We start from the raw sequence: 19,812 nt of genomic DNA, 5'->3' as shown, positions 1-19,812 counted from the left end.
TACATCATTTTCACAGGGCAGGCAGGGTAACCAAAAAACACCACAAACATTTTTTGTTTTTTTTCTTCTCAAACAATCGGGTAACATAAGACCATATCAGTGTAAAATAATAAAGTATTCGTTTCACTTTGCACTCGAACAGCCACTTAAAACCGTTTTTTATTTTATAAAAAAATTAAATATCTTTTACTCCAAATTACCTTACCCTCCTTGCCCTAAATTTATTTTCACTTTTTTTCACTTATTTTCCTCCGTTTACGGCTTTCCTCAAATAACTTTGATTTGCTTTTTCATATATTTACGTCGTTATTGAAAAAATACTATTCTTAGTACAATAAGCCTTCTGTAAAAGGGGTAAAAAAGGATGGCATTTCAATAATAATTTAGACATCTTAACAAGCAAATAATTAATGCAAATAGTTCATAAAATAAACGATTTTCTATACACCATCTTCCCAGAGTTGGAGAATGCCAGTGAAAAGGAAATCATCAATGCAATCCAAAAATACTACACCTATGGTCCTTTTGTGCCAAAGGTTTCCATAAAAGATGGTATTGTAACTATCGATGTCGATACAGAATACATAATAACTCAGGATGCCGATTATAATAAAACAGTAGCATTATGCGAAAAAGGAAAGTTTGACGATGCCAAAATTATCCTGGAGAAACTCATTCAAAAAAATCCTTCCAATTCTGAATTTCATAGAATTTTGGGGCAAATACTGTCCGAACAAGGTGACCAAGACGAAGCCATTAACGCATTGATTGACGCCCTACGTTGGAATTCCTCAAACGGTTGGGGATTACTGATGATGGGTAATATTTTCGCCAAACACAAGAAAGATTTAAAAACAGCCTTGATTTATTACGATCAAGCAATACTGGCAAACAAAGCGGATCATATTACCTTGGCAAACATTGCCTATTTACTATTTCAAGAGAACAAACTCGAAGAAGCTAAAAAATACGCTTGGGAAACAATCAAATTAAACGAAAAGTACCCTAATGCGCATTTCATTCTTTCGTTAATTGCACAATCAGAAAACGACCTACATTCTGCTTTCTACAGTACTTTACAAGCAATTAAATTTTCAACTCAAAAAGATGCCTTATATCAAAATGCAGTAAAACAGGCATTTGAAGTCGCCAAGGTAATAGCCGGTGATTTTGATGGTAAAAAAATATTCTTCAAATACCGTAGCCAACTGGAAGCAGAAGGTGGAACTGAAATAGACATTTATGCTGATGATGAAATCAAAACAGCAGCCAAAGTAGAAATTGCAGAAAGATACAACCGTAACAAACACATAGTAAAATACAAAAGTACTTATCCGGCAGTAGAGCATTTAGTAATGCACGAATTGGTACATTTAGATTTTGTTAACCAAGCGAGAAAAGAAAACTTAAACCAAGTATTCATTTCAACTCAACAAAACAAAAACAATTTTATTGACACTATACTTGCGGCAATCAATAACTTAAAATTTAAAATACAAGACCCATCCACGATTGACTTTTTCATTGAAAGTATATTCAGTGGCTTAAACTTGCAAACCTACAATACTCCTATCGATGTATTCATCGAAGATTTTCTGTACAAAGAATATGCAGAACTAAGACCATACCAATTTCTATCATTATTTGGTATGCTTCAAGATGCCATAAAAGCAGTTACTGACGAAAGAATTCTAGACATTGCTCCCAAAGAGGTAATCTCCAAAACAAGAACTTTCAGTTTGGTTAACGCGATGCAGTTCAAAGAATTATTTGGCATTGATACTATTCAGGATTTTAAGCCAACTCAGGCAGAACTAAAGCTTGCAGAAACATTCTACAAAGAATTTATCGAATACCGTGAAGATCGCAAACCAGGTGAAGAATACGAGTTAGTAAAACATTGGGCGCAAGACCTTAGTTTAGATACATTCTTTGAACTCGAAAGCGAAGCAAAATTCGAGAGTAAAAACAGCATCGATGATTTCTTAAATAAATTACAACAAGACCCTTTCGGATTGGAGGAACCAGAAGACCCATTTCAAAAAAGAGAAATGGAAAAATTCCAAAAACACCAAGAAGAAATCGGTACCAATATGGCTATCGTGATGTTTATGGTCGAAGCTTTAAAACATTTCAAAGAAAAAGGAGCTTCTGACATAAAACAAGCTGCTTTCGAAATCGCAATGTTAGGAACACAAGGAATTGACCCCAACAAAAAAGATTACATCATTTCAAGCATAAACAACAAACGCTTTTCCGGTAATCAAGTCTTGGCTTTTTACTATGTTTCTTGGGCATTGGCTATGCCGGAACAAGTACAGCACTTGGGATTAGATTTTGGTAAAGAGTTCGAAATGGCTAAAAAAATTAATATTTAACTTTTGATGGCATATAAACCAACAACAATAGAAGAGCTTTGGGCTATCAAAGGATTTACTCCCAACGATAGTCAACGTGATGCAATTCTTCACATCGATGGTCCATTATTTTTAACTGCTGGTCCAGGATCAGGCAAAACTAGAGTTTTGCTCTGGAGAACATTAAATTTAATAGTTTTTCATAATATTAAACCCGAAGACATTTTCCTTTCTACATTTACAGAAAAGGCATCACTTCAATTAAAAGATGGTTTAAGAACATTGTTGGGTATAGTAACTAATGTTACTGGAAAACCTTTCGATATTTCCAAAATGTCTATTGGAACAGTACATTCAATTTGTCAATCACTTATAACAGATAGAAGGTTTTCGGAAGGTGGAGCAAGAAAAAATGCACCTATTCTGATGGACACACTTTCACAATATTTCAAAATTTACAATAAACATTTTTGGGCTGAACTTTGGACAGCTGGAGGTTTTGCAGACGATGAAATAGCACAAAACGCAATCACAAAATACCTTCAAGGCAGAGAAATAAACTCAAGACACTTAGCGGTTACAGCTTGTATTGCATTATTCAATCGTTTTTCAGAAGAAAATTTAGACCCTAAAACAATAAAAACAAGTGATGTAGTTCTAAAGTCATTACTAAAAATGTACGAGTATTATCTAAATTCACTTCAATTAAACTCTTATACAAAACAAGTTGATTTTTCACTTTTACAATTAGAAGCCTACACAGCAATTCAAAACTTTGCAAACTCTGGAAATGTTTTCAAACACATAATCATTGATGAGTATCAAGATACAAATGCTATTCAAGAAAAGTTATATTTTGCTTTATCTAGTGGCTCAAAAAATATTTGTGTAGTTGGTGATGACGACCAAGCACTTTATCGTTTCAGAGGAGCAACAGTTGAGAACCTTGTAGAGTTTGAAGACAGATGTTTAACCAATATCGGCAAAAAACCAAAACGGATAGATTTAGATATTAATTACCGTTCAAGAAAGAAAATTGTTGACTTGTACACACACTTTATTGAACAAACAAACTGGGAAAATCCAAAAAAATTAGGCACTCATTTTAGAGTAAATGATAAAATAATAAAAGCTCACAGTTCTGATGTTGAACCTTCAGTAATTGTTTCTACCAGAGACAAAGCCGAGAATGTTTACAAAGAAGTCGCTCAATTAGTTTTTGATTTAAAACGAACAGGTAAAATCAAAGATTACAATCAATGTGCTTTTCTTTTCCCATATCTAAAAGGAAGTACAAGGGTTACTGGTTTTTCTGATGCTTTCGAAGAATTAGGAATTCCGGTTTATGCACCAAGAGCAAGAAGTTTTGTCCAAGTTGATGAAGCAAAAGCAATTTTTGGATTAATGCTTAAAATATTTGATCGTCCTCATTATGGCAATACAAGTAGCCAAAATCTAATTCAGTTCCGTAACTGGATGATAGAATGTATGAGTTATGCAGACGACCTTATGAAAGAAGACAATCTTCTAAAAGAATATGTAACAGATAAAAAAGCAGAAATAAAAGTAGCATTAGAAGACTATAATTTACTACTAAATTTAATCAATAAGAAAAAATGGGACAGAAAAGAACCATTCAAAATATCAATGATTAGAGATTTTGCCGAAACACCAAAACTATCAATAAAAGCAAAGAAAAACTTAACCAATTCCTATTTCAAAACTGTTGTTGAGTTAAAAGAAAAAGACAATAAGTCTTATTCCATTGATTACATTATCAATCGTACAACATCGTTAGACTGGACTATACTTGACCTTTTTTATCAACTAAATGGCTTTCGCCATTTCCGTGATATGTATCTTCTTGCAGAAGATGGTACAGATGAAGGGCCAATATGCAACCTTGGTCTACTTTCGCAATACCTTTCACGTTTTATGGATGAATATGGTACATTGCTAACAGCTTCTTTCCTTTCAGAAGAGAAATTTGTTAGAACTTTCTTTGCATCATACATTTATGCACTTCAAAGATTAGGTGAAAGCGAATATGAAGATGCAGACGACCCATTTCCAAAAGGTAGAGTTCCATTTTTAACAATACATCAATCCAAAGGGTTAGAATTTCCTGTAGTGGTTTTAGGGGCAGTTTTCAAACGTGAACAAGCAGCAGACCAAAAAGAAATCATTGTACGTTCCATTTTAAATAAAGAGGGAGAACCGCTTGACAAAATTTCACATTTTGATAATATGCGTATGTTTTATGTGGCTCTTTCTCGTGCTCAAAACTTGTTAGTGCTTCCACAATACACTCACGGTTCAGCCGCTACAGAAATTTTCAAAAACATTTTCAGTAATTATCCTTTACACAAAATACCTGATTTTGATTTAAACAAAGTTCCTGAAGCTGCATTAGTAAAAGAAGATTTAGGTAAAAGTTATAGTTACACTTCCGATTATCTTTTATATTCAAAATGTCCAAGAAACTATATGATTTTCAGAAAATATGGTTTTGTACCTTCTCGTTCTCAAACAATGTTTTTTGGTTCGTTAGTCCATCAAACTATTGAAGATTTGCATCATTTATTGATTAACCAAAGAAATAAAACTACTGCATAATGACCGACCAAGATATAGAACTAAAAATTCAAGAAATATTTGCACAAAACTACGAGTTACTAAAACTTGAAGGAGGGCATTCACTTACCGAAGCAACTCAAAAAGATGCTTTTAACCAAGTATTATTTTATTTCCGAAAACTCAAAGAAGTAGCAACTAGAGTAACAGATACAGAAGTAAAACTAACATTACCTGACCAAAAAACACCAGAAGGAAGAAGTTTTACTATCGAGGGTATAGTTGATATTGTTCGTGAAGAAGACGAAGTTTGGATGTATGACATTAAAACACACGACCCGGAATTCGTTACTGCAAATAAAGAACTTTACGAAAAACAACTCAATGTATATGCACACATTTGGGAAAACCTTCGTGGAAATCCGTTAGACCATACAGCCGTGATAAGTACAGTCATTCCGGCAGCTCTTAAAGATGCAAATTTCACTGGCAATACAGCTCGTATGCAAGTAGAATTAGATAAATGGGAACCAATTATCGAAATACCATACATTGAGGATAATGTAAAAGAAACAATTTTAGATTTTGCTTTAGTAGTAGATAATATCGAAAAACATTGTTTCACTCCACCACCAGTAGATATTTTAGATAAAAAGGTAGAGGGAACTAATAGTAAATTTGCAACTCGTGTTTGTCGTAACTGTGACGCTCGTTTCTCTTGCTCTTCTTTCCGTGAATATGCAACAAAGTTGAACCGTGGCACTACTATGAGTTTCAAAAAATATTACGAAGATTACGGTTCCGATGCAGACCAAGAAGAATTCATCAACGCATCAATAAACCTAGAAAAAATTAATACAATACCAGAAAACCCACAAAGTTAAAATCATAAATTTTACATTTCATAATTATAATACTATGTCAATAGAAAAATTAAAACCGTCATTTCATTTTGAAGCAGAAAGAATAGAACAATTAAAAAAAATCGCTCCAGAAGCTTTCGACGATGGGAATATAAATTGGGAAACTTTAAAAGAAGCTTTAGGGGATTTTATTGATGATGAAAATGCAAATGCTGAACATTTCGGTTTATTTTGGCCAGGAAAACGAGAAGCTCGTAAAATTGCAAGTACTCCAAGTTTAGGAACCCTAATACCTTGCATTGGTAAAGGTATTAATGAAGAAAATACAAATAATATTTTTATAGAAGGAGAAAATTTAGAAGTATTAAAATTACTCCAAAAAAGTTATGCAAATCGTATAAAAATGATTTACATAGATCCTCCCTATAATACAGGCAAAGATTTTGTATATGAAGATAATTTTACTGAAAGTATTGATGAATATTTAAAACGTACTGGTCAACTAGATGAAGAAGCAAAACCAATTTCAATAAATTCCAAAGCTGATGGGCGATATCATAGTAAATGGTTAACATTGATGTATCCTAGATTGCGTTTAGCGAGAAATTTATTAAAGGATGATGGAGTAATATTTATTTCAATCGATGATAATGAAATTTATAATTTAAGAAATATATGTAATGAGATATTTGGTGAAGAGAATTTTTTAGCACAATTAATTTGGAAAAGTGGTAGAACTTCTTCAGGACATTATACAGTTGAACACGAATATGTTTTAGCATATGTAAAATCAAAAGAGGGTTTTAAATATTTTGATTTTTATGGTGATACAGTTATAGGTGATAGAGCAATTAAAAGACCCAGTACAAAAAACCCTGTATCAAATATTAAATTCCCTTCTGGTATAGAATTTCAATGTGAAAATAAGATATTTCCTGATAAGTTTGGAAGTGGCGAAACAGTTGAAGTTATAAATGGTGTTTTTGAGTGTCATAATGGCAAATTAAAAAACGATGTAGAATTAAGAGCCGCTTGGACAATGAAAGATCAAATTCAAAGTTGGTTAAAGGGTGATGAAGTAATTGATCAAAAGGGGCAAAAACTAGAAAAATTTTACTTTAAATCAAATGGTGTTCTTCAATATCAAAAAAAGAAAAGTACTTTACATCCTAAATCAATTATTGATGGTATTACAACAAAAAGTGGCAGTAATGAAATTTTAGATTTATTTAATGAAAAAGTTTTTGATTTTCCAAAACCAACAAAATTATTAATTGAATTACTTTCTCCTGTAATTAGTGATGATGATGCTATCTGTCTAGATTTTTTTGCAGGTTCTGGTTCATTAGGCGATGCAATTTATCGATACAATAATTCAGATGCAGTTAAGTCTGCAAATTTTATTTTAGTACAGATACCAGATAAATTAAACAAAAGTGATGATTGCGGTAAAATAGCAATTAAGTTAGGATATGAAACTTTAGCTGATATTACTTGTGCTAGACTAAAGAAATCTATTGAACGATTGCCGAAAAAATCATTGAATGACAATGGTTTTAAATATTACAAATTACAAAATTCAAATTATAAACCTTGGAAAAATTATATTGGAACAGACATTAAAGAATTAGAAAATTTATTTGAAAGTAACACTTCACCATTAGTTGATAATTGGCAACCCGAAAATTTACTTTCTGAAATTTTACTAATTGAAGGGTTTCCATTGGACAGCAAAATAGAAGTAATTGATACTTACAAGCATAATAAAATTACACAAGTTTGTTCAGATTTTTGCGAACATAAACTTTTAGTTTGCCTTGATGATAATATAGATGACAACACTATCAAATCATTGGAGTTATCAGACAATGATATTTTTATCTGCCTTGACAATGCTATTTCAGACAAGGACAAAGTTACACTTCAAGACAAAGGTTTAATCAAAACTATTTAATAGTTCACTATGGCAAAAAATATTAAATTAAAGTTTGAGAGTAATCAAGAACATCAAAACATTGCAGTAAATAGTGTTGTAAACCTTTTTGACGGCTTTTCTCAAAACTTGGTTGTCAATGAGTTCAGTAGTGAAATTGCACCAAATATTGAACCTTATTACAATCTTGAAGAAAACTGGTTGCTTGAAAATCTTCAAGCTGTTCAGGATCATAACGAACTAAATCCAAATATTGGTCTTGATATTGATGATGGTCCAATGTTAGATTTAGGCGGTTATAATACACATCGTTTTCCTTGTTTCACCGTAGAAATGGAAACAGGAACAGGTAAAACCTATGCTTATCTAAAAACAATTTTAGAACTAAATAAAAAGTACGGTTTTCGTAAATATATTATTGTGGTTCCGAGTGTTGCAATCTTTGAGGGTGTTTTCAAATCTATTGAAATTACAAAAGAACATTTCAAAACACTCTATGGCAATACAACAGTTAACGCAATCAAATATGATGGTCAACAAATAGGAAGAGTTAAAGATTTTGCTATAAATCCATACATCAATATTATGATTATGACTATTGATGCTTTTAATGGTAAATCAAACAATATTTATAAACCAACTGAAAAAATACCTGGAGAAAAACTTCCTTACCAATACATTCAGGAAACTAAACCTATTTTCATTCTTGATGAAAGTCAAAATTATCAATCAACTAAAAGTCGAGAAGCTTTACGTTCCTTCAATCCACTTTTTGCAATAAACTATTCAGCAACTCCAAAGGTTAAACCTAATCTTATTTATCGTTTAAGTCCTGTTGATGCTTTTAAACTCAATTTAGTTAAAAAAATTCAAGTTGAGGGTGTAACAGAACAGCACAATCTTAATGATACTGATTTAAGTCTAATTATCGAAGAAATAGTAAGAACAGCCACAAGCATTCAAGCTACGGTAAAGGCACATTGTATGGTTAATGGTGCAAAACAATTAAAAACCATTACTTTAAAAAAGAATGATAATCTATTCGATAAAACTAAAAATCCTGCATTTGAGGGCTTCATTGTAGAAGATATTAATACAAGAACACAAGAAGTACAATTCTCAAATGGCAGTGTTTTAAGCAACAATAAAACGCAAGGAATTACACTTTCTAAAACTGAAATCTTCCGTGTACAAATCGAACAAACTATCCGCTACCACATCGAAAGACAAAACTCTTTAAGAAAAAAAGGTATTAAAGTATTGAGTTTATTTTTCATCGATAAAGTGGATAACTATGTTCAAGATGATGGTATTATCAAAAAACTATTTGATGATGCTTTCAATAAACTCAAATATTTAGATAAAAACCTTGAAAAACTAAATCCTTCTGAAGTTCGTCAAGGATATTTTGCCAAAAAGAAAATCAATAAAACTACCGAAGCATATACTGATACAGCAATTGAAGACAGTGCCAAATCCAAAGACGACAAAGAAGCTGAAAAAGCTGCTTATGCACTAATTATGAAAAACAAAGAAGTGCTACTAAACTTCAATGAAAAAGTATCTTTCATCTTTGCTCACTCTGCTTTACGTGAAGGTTGGGATAATCCAAATGTTTTTCAAATATGCACTTTAAATTCTGCTAATTCAGAAACTCGTAAAAGACAAGAAATAGGTCGTGGGCTTCGTTTGTCTGTCAATCAAGATGGCGATAGAGTTCAAGAAGAAGGCGTAAATATTCTTACTGTTATTGCAAACGAGCATTACGAAGATTATTGCAACGAGCTTCAAAGAGAATATCGAGATAATGGAGATATTGCTCCTAACAAACCTTCTTCAACAAGGAAAGGAAAAGCAATCAGAAATGATAATGTCTTCAATTCGGCAGACTTCAAAGCTTTTTGGGATATACTTTCGAAAAAAACAGAATATACCATTAACATTGATACAGAAAGTTTAATAGAGGAATGTATTCTAAAACTAAACAGCCCAAATACAAAGTTTCCCGAAACTCAAATAATTATTACAAGAGGTAAATTTATCATTACAGAATTACATTTAAAACTTAATAAGGTTTCTGTTGGTTTAGCTCAAATTGATTTAATCATATCAGATACAGATGGTGTAAATAAAAACATCACCGGTGCTTGGTATAAAAAAGATTACGATTTTGGCAGAAAATTAGATCCTCGATTAAAAGGTTTTAAAATTGTTGAAATTAAAGAATACAAGTCAGATGCAATAGTTCACTTTGGTAATGGAGAACAATTAATCATCGGGCAAACACATACTATTAGTGACAATACTGGCCATTCTACGGGTAACATTACAAGACAAGAAGCACAAACAAATTATCCAATTTTTAATTTAATAGACAGAACCAGTAAAGTTTTAGGTATTACTAGACCAACAATTCTAGACATTTTCAAAGGAGTAAAGCCCGAAACAAAACAACATATTTTCAGAAACCCAGAAGGTTTTGCATCGGTATTCATTGAAACAATTCGACAACAATTGGCAGACCACATAGCAGCCAAAATCGAATACAAACTCTTGGACGAGCTTGAAGAATATGATTATGATGAAGTATTCCCAAAATCAAAAGAGTTTGCTCAAAAAGAACTTATTGATGGTTCTCAAAATTCACTATATAATCTTATCCAAACTGATAGTGATGTAGAACAACGCTTTATTGCAAATCAAGTAATTCCGGATGATGAAAACGGTAACATTGTTGGGTATTTCAAATTTCCAACAACTTTCAAAATCAAAATACCTAAAATCATTGGTAATTATAATCCTGATTGGGGTGTTATCCGTTTGGACGAGAAAGGCAAAACATCAATAAATCTAGTTCGAGAAACAAAAGGTACAATGAACGCAAATCTATTACAATTTCCTAACGAGAAAAGGAAAATTGATTGTGCAATAAAACATTTCCATAAAATTGGTGTTAAATACCGCCAAATTGATGACAAAGTAAAAACATACTGGCTTGATGGCGAACATTAATTAATTTCTTGATTTTAATCATACAAAAACCTTACTATTAATAAAAATATTTTAAAATGTTAGAAATATCAATCGCCTTAATAATCTTTGCAATCTGGTCTACATTTTCAATAGTTTATTATAATCGCTACAAGCGATTTCAACTTAATGACGATAAACAAAAAGGTAATTTTTGGAATAATTCATACATCTTTGATATAATTCCGTCAGTATTTCCAACACTTGGTATTTTCTGTACAGCTTTAGGGATCACTATCGGTATTTGGAATTTTGACACTACAGATATTCAAGGTAGTATTCCTCAATTACTCGGAGGTTTAAAAATTGCTTTTATTGCTACAATGGCAGGAATTATTGGATTGATAATATTTCAAAAATGGAATGCATTAATTCAAAAAGAAATTGAAGAAAGTCCAAATCGACCAGTAAAACATACTGATGAATTAGCAGCAATAAATGCATTAAATCAAAATATCATTCAATTTAAGGAAAGTCTAATAGTTACGATTGAAAAAAACTTAGAAGAAAAAGTAGCAGCTAAATTAACATCTTTAGAAGGAGAAATTATTTCACTAAATAAATTAGTTACTGGTAATCACAAAATAGAAAATGAAAATTTAACTGAGTTAAACACTAATACAAAAAACTCAAGAATTGAATTAAAAGAACAATTTAAATTACTTAGGGATGAAAGTAAATCGATTGGAGAAAAATCAAATAAAAATACCAAAGAGATAATTGATGCAATGAGTGGCAATAACAAATTCATTGTCAAAAAGTTTGATGAATTTTCAGAATTAATGTCCAAAAATAATACAGAAGCATTGGTTGATGTAATGAAAAATGTTACTGAACAATTTAACAAGCAAATGAGTGAATTGATTAATAGATTAGTTCAAGAAAACTTTGCAGAATTAAATAAAAGTGTCCAAAGTATGAATGATTGGCAAAAAGACAACAAAGAACAAATTAAAAAACTAACAGACAATTTTCAAAAAACAACAGAGCTGTTTGATATTTCATCTAAAACTTTATCTGAAGTAGCCTTAAATTCTAAATCATTAATTGATGACAACAGTAAGTTGGTCAATCTTGTAGAAACATTAGAAAAAGTAATGATTTCAGACAATAAGTTTTCAGAAATTACAAATAATCTTGTCTCTACTATTGATACATTAAAAGAAACCACAGATAGCTTTGAGGAAACTACAAACAAATTAAATGATTGGGTAAGAACAGAAAGAAATTTCAAGGAGAGTGCTGATATAATAATTGTAAAACTTGAAGAATTCAGAGACTTTAAAAGTGATGTTTGGGAAAACTATAGAAAGGAAATGAACAAATCAGTAACGATTATGAGTAATGTAAGTAAACAATTAGGAGAAGATTTGTCAAATATCAATAATGAGTTTTATGAACGATTAAATGACACATTGAACAATCTAGATTTATGTATTCAACGTTTCGTTCCATCAAATAAAAACTAATGGCTAATAAAAAAGATAATTTCTGGATCCCTTATGCAGATTTAATGACTGTTTTAATGGTTGTTTTTCTTTTTATTTCAATTGCATATATGGGTTTAGTTCAATTCCAAAAAAATGAACAAGACAAAATCTTCAAGGAATACAAAGAAACAAAGGAGAGCTTATACAAAGACTTAAATGAAGAATTCAAAAATGATTTCAGAAAATGGGATTTAGAGTTAGATAAAGATTTATCTATTAAATTCACAAACCCTCAAGTACTATTTGATGATGGAAAATCTGATATAACACCAAAATTCAAACAAATATTAACTTCTTTTTTTCCTAAATATTTTTCAATTGTATTACAAAATAAGTATAAAGATAAAATAGCAGAAATTAGAATTGAAGGGCACACGAATAATATTCCAATTCACGAAACAGATGACCCTTACATTGATAATATTAAACTTTCGCAAGATCGGTCAAGAAATGTACTTCAGTTTCTTAGAAGACTTCCTTATTACAAAAACCTTTCGCCAGAAAAAGAGCAAGTATTACAGTTTTGGATTACTGCAAATGGACTGTCTTATGGCAGAACCTTAGATAACAATAATAAACTAACTTTTATCTCTAAGAATAAAATTGACATTGTAAAATCAAGAAGAGTTGAGTTTAAGATTGTAACTACTAGTGAAATATTAGTTGATGAAGTTTTAAAACAAATGAAACAATGAAACTGTATGACTTTAAAAAATTATCACAAAAACTTGATTTCTTAAATTTTCCAGAAGTCACAGAAAGTCGTTTTGAAATTGTTCGAAAAGACTTTTCAGAGGAAGAAAAGAAGGGTAATATTACTTTTAAGGAAGATGGGATTTATTTAAAAATCAATGGTGTTGAACATAAGGGCTATATGTATATAAAAGTAGCGGATGTTGAACAGTATGATTTTCCTAAATTCCATATTTCAAATTGTCAAACAATTATTCAACAACAAAACCAAAATAGATTTCACGGCCATTATTATTGGAGCAATTCAAATATAGTTGATGTTCAACAAAGAGGAACTTCAAAAATATATAAAGATGTAATTCTTAGTTTATGTAATTATTGCAGAAATGCTGCTAGAATTACTGATTACAAAAATACACAAGGGTTCTTCGATTTGCTCGATATACAAGATGATGAGCCAATTAATGATGCCGAACTAGATATGTTTGGTTATGTAAAAGATTGGCAAGAAATAAGCAAGAAATTTAGAATTGAAAATGAATTTACCTGTAATAATTGCTCAATAAAAATCGAAAATAAATTTGACCAAAGATTTATTCAAGTTCATCATCGTAATGGTAATAAACTGATTAACAAACGAGAAAATCTACAATGTTTATGCACTCTTTGTCATTCAAACATTGACGAAAGACATACTGTAAATTTTCAAAAGAAAAGATCTGTTCACGAAATTGCAACCTTTGTTGAAAAATATAAAGATGAATTAATAAATATTGGCAATCCATACGTTACAAAATATTTAAAAAAATAATCAATAAATTTATTAAAATTTGTATTTATTAGAAAATGAAACTCTACGAATTTTCAAGACTATCAGAAGAGGAACAATACAATACTACTTGGCAAATTGGTGTTTTAGTTGACCAATTCATCAAAGAAGGTATAGCAATAAATCTGTATGCAATAAATGAATTCTTTGTTGAAGTATATTACGACCAGAAAAACAATAAAATTCTTTACAAAAAGACATTCAAACACGGTGAATTATTAGACAAATACCTTAACAGGATTAAATTATAGCATTCTCTATCAATACATTCCTAAATCAAAAGGCTATGAAAATAAAATTACTTTTTCTATTACTACTTCCCTTTATATGCCTTGCTCAAATCCCAGCATATTATAGTTCATTAGATTTTTCCCAAACTGGTAATAACCTTAAAAATCAATTAACTACCCTTATTACAAATACTCATACCATAAATTTACCATACACGGCAACCGGAACTACTGATGTTTGGGATGCTTTATCACAAACTGATTTAGACCCTAATAACAGTAACAATATTTTGCTTGTTTATGGATATAATGATACTGATACAGATTTAATCAATGACAGAACAAGAGATAAAAATGCACAATGTCATACAAGCAGCTGTAATGGACTTTGGGTTAGAGAACACACTTATGCTCGTTCACTTGGAACACCTAATTTGGGTTTTGATTTAGCGGGTTCAGATGCACACCATTTAAGAGCTATTGACAGCCAATTAAATAGTTTAAGGAGTAATAGAATATACGATGATGGAAATGGTAATGCAGCTGTTCTATCTAATGGAAATTGGTATCCTGGCGATGAATGGAAAGGAGATATTGCCCGAATGATGATGTATATGTATGTGCGTTACCCAACACAATGCTTAGCAACTAACATTGGAGCAGGAAGCACATCTTTTTCAACTTTTGGCGATATGCCTAATATTTTCTTGGAATGGAATACAGAAGATCCGGTTTCCCAATACGAGTTAAACAGAAACAATATTCTCAATACTTTACAAGGTAATAGAAATCCCTTCATCGACAACCCATATTTAGCTACTGCAATCTGGAATGGTCCACCAGCAAACGAAACTTGGGGACTACTTTCAATTGAACAAAACTCATTGAGCCAAATCGTTGTTTATCCAACAATAACAACAGACTATATTTATATATCTAATCCAAACAATAATAGTTTTACCTACTCAATTTATAACACCATCGGACAAAATATTAAAACAAACATTACAACAGATAAAATTGATATTTCAAACAATTCCAAAGGCTTATATTTTATAAAACTTACTAATGATAATTTCTCGAATACTTACAAAATTATTTTAAAATAAATGAAAAATACATACCAATTCATTGCTTTACTTATTGTTCTAATAATATTACCAGCTAAATCTTTTGCTTGGGGTAAACAAGGTCATTCAATTGTAGCAGAAGTTGCTTTTAACTATTTAGATGCAAATGCCAAATCAAATCTTTTAAAATATCTTGATGGTATGTCAATTGAAGACGCTTCTAATTGGATGGATAATATGAGAGACGACCATTCTTACGATTATATGAAACCATATCATTATGTAAATTTCGAAAAAGGATCCATTGTAAAAGTTAATCCAGGAAATAATATATTATCTGTACTTACAAATACTATAAATGATTTAAAGAATTATAAAAATTTTACCAAGGATGAAGTAAAAACGAAGCTTTGTATTTTATTTCATTTAATTGGGGATTTACACCAACCACTCCACGTTGGATATAGTGAAGACAAAGGCGGAAATACTATGCAAATAAACTATAATGGTAATGGTACAAATCTGCATTCATTTTTTGATAGTGGTATTATCAAAGCCAAAGATATCACGTTACAGGATTGTTTAAAATCAAATAAATTCTCATCAACTGAAATAAAAAATATCCAATATATAAATGTTTCAGAATGGGCTACTCAATCAAGAAGCAACTTAGATGAAATATACAATTTCAGTGGCCATATTGTTTCTGATGAATATGTAAATAAAAATGCTACAGTTATCGCAAATCAACTCTTAAAAGCAGGTCTTCGTTTAGCTTCAGTATTAAATGAAGTTTTTAAATAATAAATAGTCATTACCTCATTCATCTGCACAAAACCCTCGTTTAGTCCAAGTATTCCTAAACTCACGTATTTGTTTGCTTCATTTCGTTAATAACTATTTTACACCGTTTTGCACTAAATGAAACTTTAGTTTTCTAATTTTGTTAAATGAAATTGAGAAACCTACACAATACAAACACATTCGAATTTTACATCCCGGATTATTCCACGGAATTACAATTGCCTTTATTTGACACAGGAATTAGTGCAGGATTTCCATCTCCAGCAGATGATTTTATAGAGTTGTCAATTGATTTAAATAAACATATAATTAAACATAAAGACACTACTTTCTTTGCAAAGGTAAAAGGTCATTCAATGAAAAATGTTGGAATTTTTGATGGTGATTTATTAGTCATTGATAAAAGTTTGGAGCCACAAGACGGAAGAATTGCAATCTGTCAAATTGATGGTGAGTTTACAATTAAACGTATCAAAAAAGAAGAAAACATTTTTTGGCTAATAGCTGAAAACGAAGACTATAAGCCTATAAAAGTTACTCCCGAAAATGATTTTGTTATTTGGGGTATAGTAATAAATTCCATAAAATATTTTTAATGTTTGCATTAGTTGATTGTAATAATTTCTATGCTTCTTGTCAAAGAGTATTTGAACCTCATTTAAGAAATAAACCAGTGGTTATACTTTCTAATAATGATGGTTGTGTTATTGCACGTTCAAACGAAGCAAAAGCATTAGGTATTCCAATGGGTGCTCCAGCATTTGAATATAAAAATATCTTTGAAGCCAATAATGTATTTGTTTATTCTTCAAATTATGCTTTATATGGTGATATGAGTTCAAGGGTTATGAATATTCTAACGAGGTATTCACCAGAAATTGAAATTTATAGTATTGACGAAGCTTTCCTAAAATTCAAAGGATTTGAGTTATTTGATTTGCAAAATATCGGTTTAGATATGCAGCGAACAGTTACAAAAGGCACGGGCATTCCAGTAAGTATAGGTTTTGCACCAACCAAAGCATTAGCCAAAGTAGCTAATAAAATAGCAAAGAAGTACCCTGAGAGAACCCAAAGTGTTTACACAATAGACAATGAAGAAAAAAGAATTAAAGCCCTTAAATGGACTAAAATAGAAGATGTTTGGGGTATCGGAAGAAAGCACGCAAAAAGATTACAAGCCAAAAATATCTTCAACGCATATCAATTTACGTTACTATCTGATGAATGGGTTCGTAAAGAAATGGCAGTAGTGGGATTAAGGTTAAAGCACGAATTACAAGGTAAACCAACTTTAGATTTAGAGCAGCCAAAAAGTAAAAAGATGATTGCTACAACACGATCATTTGAAAAACCATTTACAAAATTGGAAGATATTTCAGAAAGAGTATCAACTTTCACAGCTTCTTGTTCAGAAAAATTAAGAAAGCAAAACAGCCATTGCAATATGATTATGGTTTTTGTACATACTAACTATTTTCGTAAAGACCAACCACAATATTCAAGAAACATCATAATAAATACTGACTTCCCAACCAATTCAACAATAGAACTGAACCATTACGCTCAAATAGGACTAAAAGCCATTTTCAAAGAAGGATTTCATTATAAAAAAGCAGGTGTTATAGTAATGGGATTAACTCCAAACAACGAAACTCAATTATCTTTATTTAATATATCAAATCCAAAACACCAACCATTAATGAGCGTTATTGATAAAATGAATAAAAGTTACGGTACTAACAAAGTAAAGTTTGCCACTCAATCAGTCGGCAGACAATGGAGAATGAAACAAGAAAAACTATCAAAGTGCTATACTACTAGAATTAATGAAATCATAAATATTAACTTATAATAAGTTGTGTATATTTGAAATTGAATTATTGAAATAATAAATACAAAAATCAAAATGATTGTCCCAGTAAAAAATATTGTTGAAACTGTTGAACTGTCGCAAGATGATGTTCTTTTACCTTTACTAGAATGTGTTGTGAATTCAATAATTAGCCTACAACAATCAAGTTTACCAGTAGATCAAAGGAAAATTCAAATTCAAATTGAAAGGGGTGCTTACCCAAGAGAATTAAACTTTGAAAATCTAAAGACTATCAAAACATTTAAAATTATTGATAATGGTATTGGTTTTAATACTAAAAATTACAAATCATTTGAAACTCCATTTTCACAATCTAATATTGAATTTGGCTGTAAAGGCGTAGGTAGATTTACTGTATTAGCTGCATTTGAAGAATATAATGTAAATAGTAATTATTTTGAAAATCAAAAGTGGATTAATAGAAAATTTAAATTCACAACAAATAATGAAATTGAAGAGATAAGTTTAGACGAAAATACCAAAGAAGAATATAAAACCATCGTTGAAATTAATAATTGTAATAATGAATTTATAGTAGAAAAATCAGCTCTATCGGTTCAGGAAATTGCAGAAACCATAATGCAACATTGCTTTATTTATTATTTAAATAATTCTTTACCTAATATTTCCATTATTGATAAGGAAGATAATTCCGGTGTTATAATTAATGAATTATTTGCAAAAGTTTCTAAAGAAAATGAGAGGAATTTTGAATTAGAAGATTATAAATTCAAACTATATATTACGAAAACACCTAAAGAAGGTAACCGTAAAAACAATTATCTATATTATTGTGCTAATAACAGAACTGTAGGAAATGCTAGAAATTTAAAAAATATTAATAGCATTTTTTGCTATCCTTTAATACAAAATAATACTTACTACTTTTTAGATATTTATTTAGTTTCAGATTATTTAAATCAAAATGTTTATAAAACACGAAATGGTTTTAAAATACCAAAGGAAGATGAGAATTTAATTTTTAAAAATTCCAATATTGTAACATTTCAGGATATTGAAAGTAAACTATCTGAAATTATAGAATTAGAATATGAAAATTTTGTTAGAGAAGCTAAAGAGAAAAATGTTAGTGAAGTAAAAGCATACATTTCTCATAAGGCACCACGATATAACAGTTTTTTAAAAAATCCTGATGTATTAAAATCAATTCCACCTAATTTAACAGAAGATAAACTTGAAGAACATCTTTATAAAATATCATACACTGCTAGAAAAAATGTTGAAGAAAACATTCAAAGGTTCATCAATAATAAATCAATAAACGAAGAGGTAATTAGTCAAATTATTGAAAACATAAAAGAGAAAACCTCATATGACGTAGATAGTTTAGCAGATTATATGACAAGAAGAAAAGCAATTTTGGATTTGTTTGACAAGTTTTTAGATGCTGATGAAAATGGAAACTATAAGCTTGAAGAGGATGTTCACAATTTAATTTTTCCTTTAGGTTTAACAAATAATGAATTAGATTATGAAAATCATAATCTTTGGCTTTTAGATGAAAGATTTATAACATATAAGTTTATAGCTTCTGATAAATCAATAACATCATATTCTCAAAAAAATAGCAGAAAAGAACTTGATTTAGTCTTGGTTAATAATCCACAAATGTTTGATAATCCTATTAGTTTTGGTGACAAAAATAGTGGAGAAGTTAATTCAATGGTAATATTTGAATTTAAAAGACCTGGTGATATAGCTCATCAAAAAAGAAAAAGTGATTATAGATGGCAATATTCCGAATTAATTGAACCATATTTTGACGAATTTCTTTATCAGCCTAACAAAAAAAACTACAAAGGAAACCAAGTCGTTATTAGAACAACAACTCCAAAATTTGGATTTATCATTTTAGATGTAATTCCAAATCAATTAATCGAATATAACACAGGTAAAGGTTGGAAAACTACGCCTTTTGGTACTTATTATAAGATTGAACCTGAACTAAATATGCATATTGAGGTATTGACTTTTAGACAATTATTAAATTTTTCAAATAATAGGCATAGTCCTTTTTTTGATAAACTTTTTAAATAATTAAT

Annotated in this window: 14 protein-coding genes; all 14 read left to right on the top strand. The window is 30.2% G+C overall.

The window, feature by feature from the left end; all coding sequences use genetic code 11:
- Positions 1-410 precede the first annotated feature (410 nt).
- The 14 genes from T410_RS16915 (at position 411) to T410_RS11265 (ending at position 19,807) form a co-directional block, all read left to right on the top strand.
- Positions 411-2,378, top strand: coding sequence for a tetratricopeptide repeat protein (locus tag T410_RS16915; protein ID WP_152556952.1), 1,968 nt, complete (start codon positions 411-413; stop codon positions 2,376-2,378).
- A 6-nt stretch (positions 2,379-2,384) separates the two neighbouring features.
- On the top strand, positions 2,385-4,973 hold the full coding sequence (locus tag T410_RS11325; RefSeq protein ID WP_035671745.1) for a UvrD-helicase domain-containing protein: 2,589 nt from the start codon (positions 2,385-2,387) through the stop codon (positions 4,971-4,973).
- Positions 4,973-5,815 (top strand): PD-(D/E)XK nuclease family protein, encoded by an 843-nt coding sequence (locus tag T410_RS11320; RefSeq protein WP_035671742.1) that lies wholly within the window; start codon positions 4,973-4,975, stop codon positions 5,813-5,815. Before T410_RS11325 ends, T410_RS11320 begins: the two co-directional genes overlap by 1 nt.
- Before the next feature lie 34 nt (positions 5,816-5,849).
- Positions 5,850-7,748 carry a site-specific DNA-methyltransferase gene (locus tag T410_RS11315; RefSeq protein WP_051929401.1) on the top strand — a complete coding sequence of 633 codons (1,899 nt, stop codon included), beginning with the start codon at positions 5,850-5,852 and terminating at the stop codon, positions 7,746-7,748.
- 9 nt (positions 7,749-7,757) lie between these two features.
- Positions 7,758-10,739, top strand: a complete 2,982-nt coding sequence (locus T410_RS16495; RefSeq protein ID WP_051929400.1) for a DEAD/DEAH box helicase family protein — start codon at positions 7,758-7,760, stop codon at positions 10,737-10,739.
- Positions 10,740-10,795: 56 nt separating this feature from the next.
- Complete coding sequence (locus T410_RS11305; RefSeq protein ID WP_035671739.1) at positions 10,796-12,226, top strand: MotA/TolQ/ExbB proton channel family protein; 1,431 nt, start codon at positions 10,796-10,798, stop codon at positions 12,224-12,226.
- A complete protein-coding gene (locus T410_RS11300) occupies positions 12,226-12,942 on the top strand; it encodes an OmpA family protein (protein ID WP_035671738.1) in 717 nt (238 codons plus the stop codon). The genes T410_RS11305 and T410_RS11300 overlap by 1 nt, the downstream gene beginning before the upstream one ends.
- A complete protein-coding gene (locus T410_RS11295; protein WP_035671735.1) occupies positions 12,939-13,751 on the top strand; it encodes an HNH endonuclease in 813 nt (270 codons plus the stop codon). Before T410_RS11300 ends, T410_RS11295 begins: the two co-directional genes overlap by 4 nt.
- A gap of 35 nt (positions 13,752-13,786) precedes the next feature.
- On the top strand, positions 13,787-14,020 hold the full coding sequence (locus tag T410_RS11290; protein WP_035671732.1) for a hypothetical protein: 234 nt from the start codon (positions 13,787-13,789) through the stop codon (positions 14,018-14,020).
- A gap of 35 nt (positions 14,021-14,055) precedes the next feature.
- A complete protein-coding gene (locus tag T410_RS11285; RefSeq protein WP_051929399.1) occupies positions 14,056-15,108 on the top strand; it encodes an endonuclease in 1,053 nt (350 codons plus the stop codon).
- Complete coding sequence (locus tag T410_RS11280; RefSeq protein ID WP_035671729.1) at positions 15,109-15,873, top strand: S1/P1 nuclease; 765 nt, start codon at positions 15,109-15,111, stop codon at positions 15,871-15,873.
- Positions 15,874-16,019: 146 nt separating this feature from the next.
- The gene (locus T410_RS11275) at positions 16,020-16,469 is read left to right on the top strand and encodes a LexA family transcriptional regulator (protein WP_051929398.1); all 450 of its coding nucleotides are present in this window, start codon (positions 16,020-16,022) and stop codon (positions 16,467-16,469) included.
- Positions 16,469-17,728, top strand: coding sequence for a Y-family DNA polymerase (locus T410_RS11270; RefSeq protein WP_035671727.1), 1,260 nt, complete (start codon positions 16,469-16,471; stop codon positions 17,726-17,728). Before T410_RS11275 ends, T410_RS11270 begins: the two co-directional genes overlap by 1 nt.
- 54 nt (positions 17,729-17,782) lie before the next feature.
- Entirely contained in the window at positions 17,783-19,807 is a 2,025-nt protein-coding gene (locus tag T410_RS11265; RefSeq protein ID WP_035671724.1) for a hypothetical protein, read from the top strand.
- The last annotated feature ends 5 nt before the right edge of the window (positions 19,808-19,812 follow it).

Origin of the sequence: Flavobacterium sp. 83 (genome assembly GCF_000744835.1) — a bacterium.
Taxonomy (GTDB): Bacteria; Bacteroidota; Bacteroidia; order Flavobacteriales; family Flavobacteriaceae; genus Flavobacterium.
This window is presented reverse-complemented; position numbering and strand designations above follow the sequence as displayed.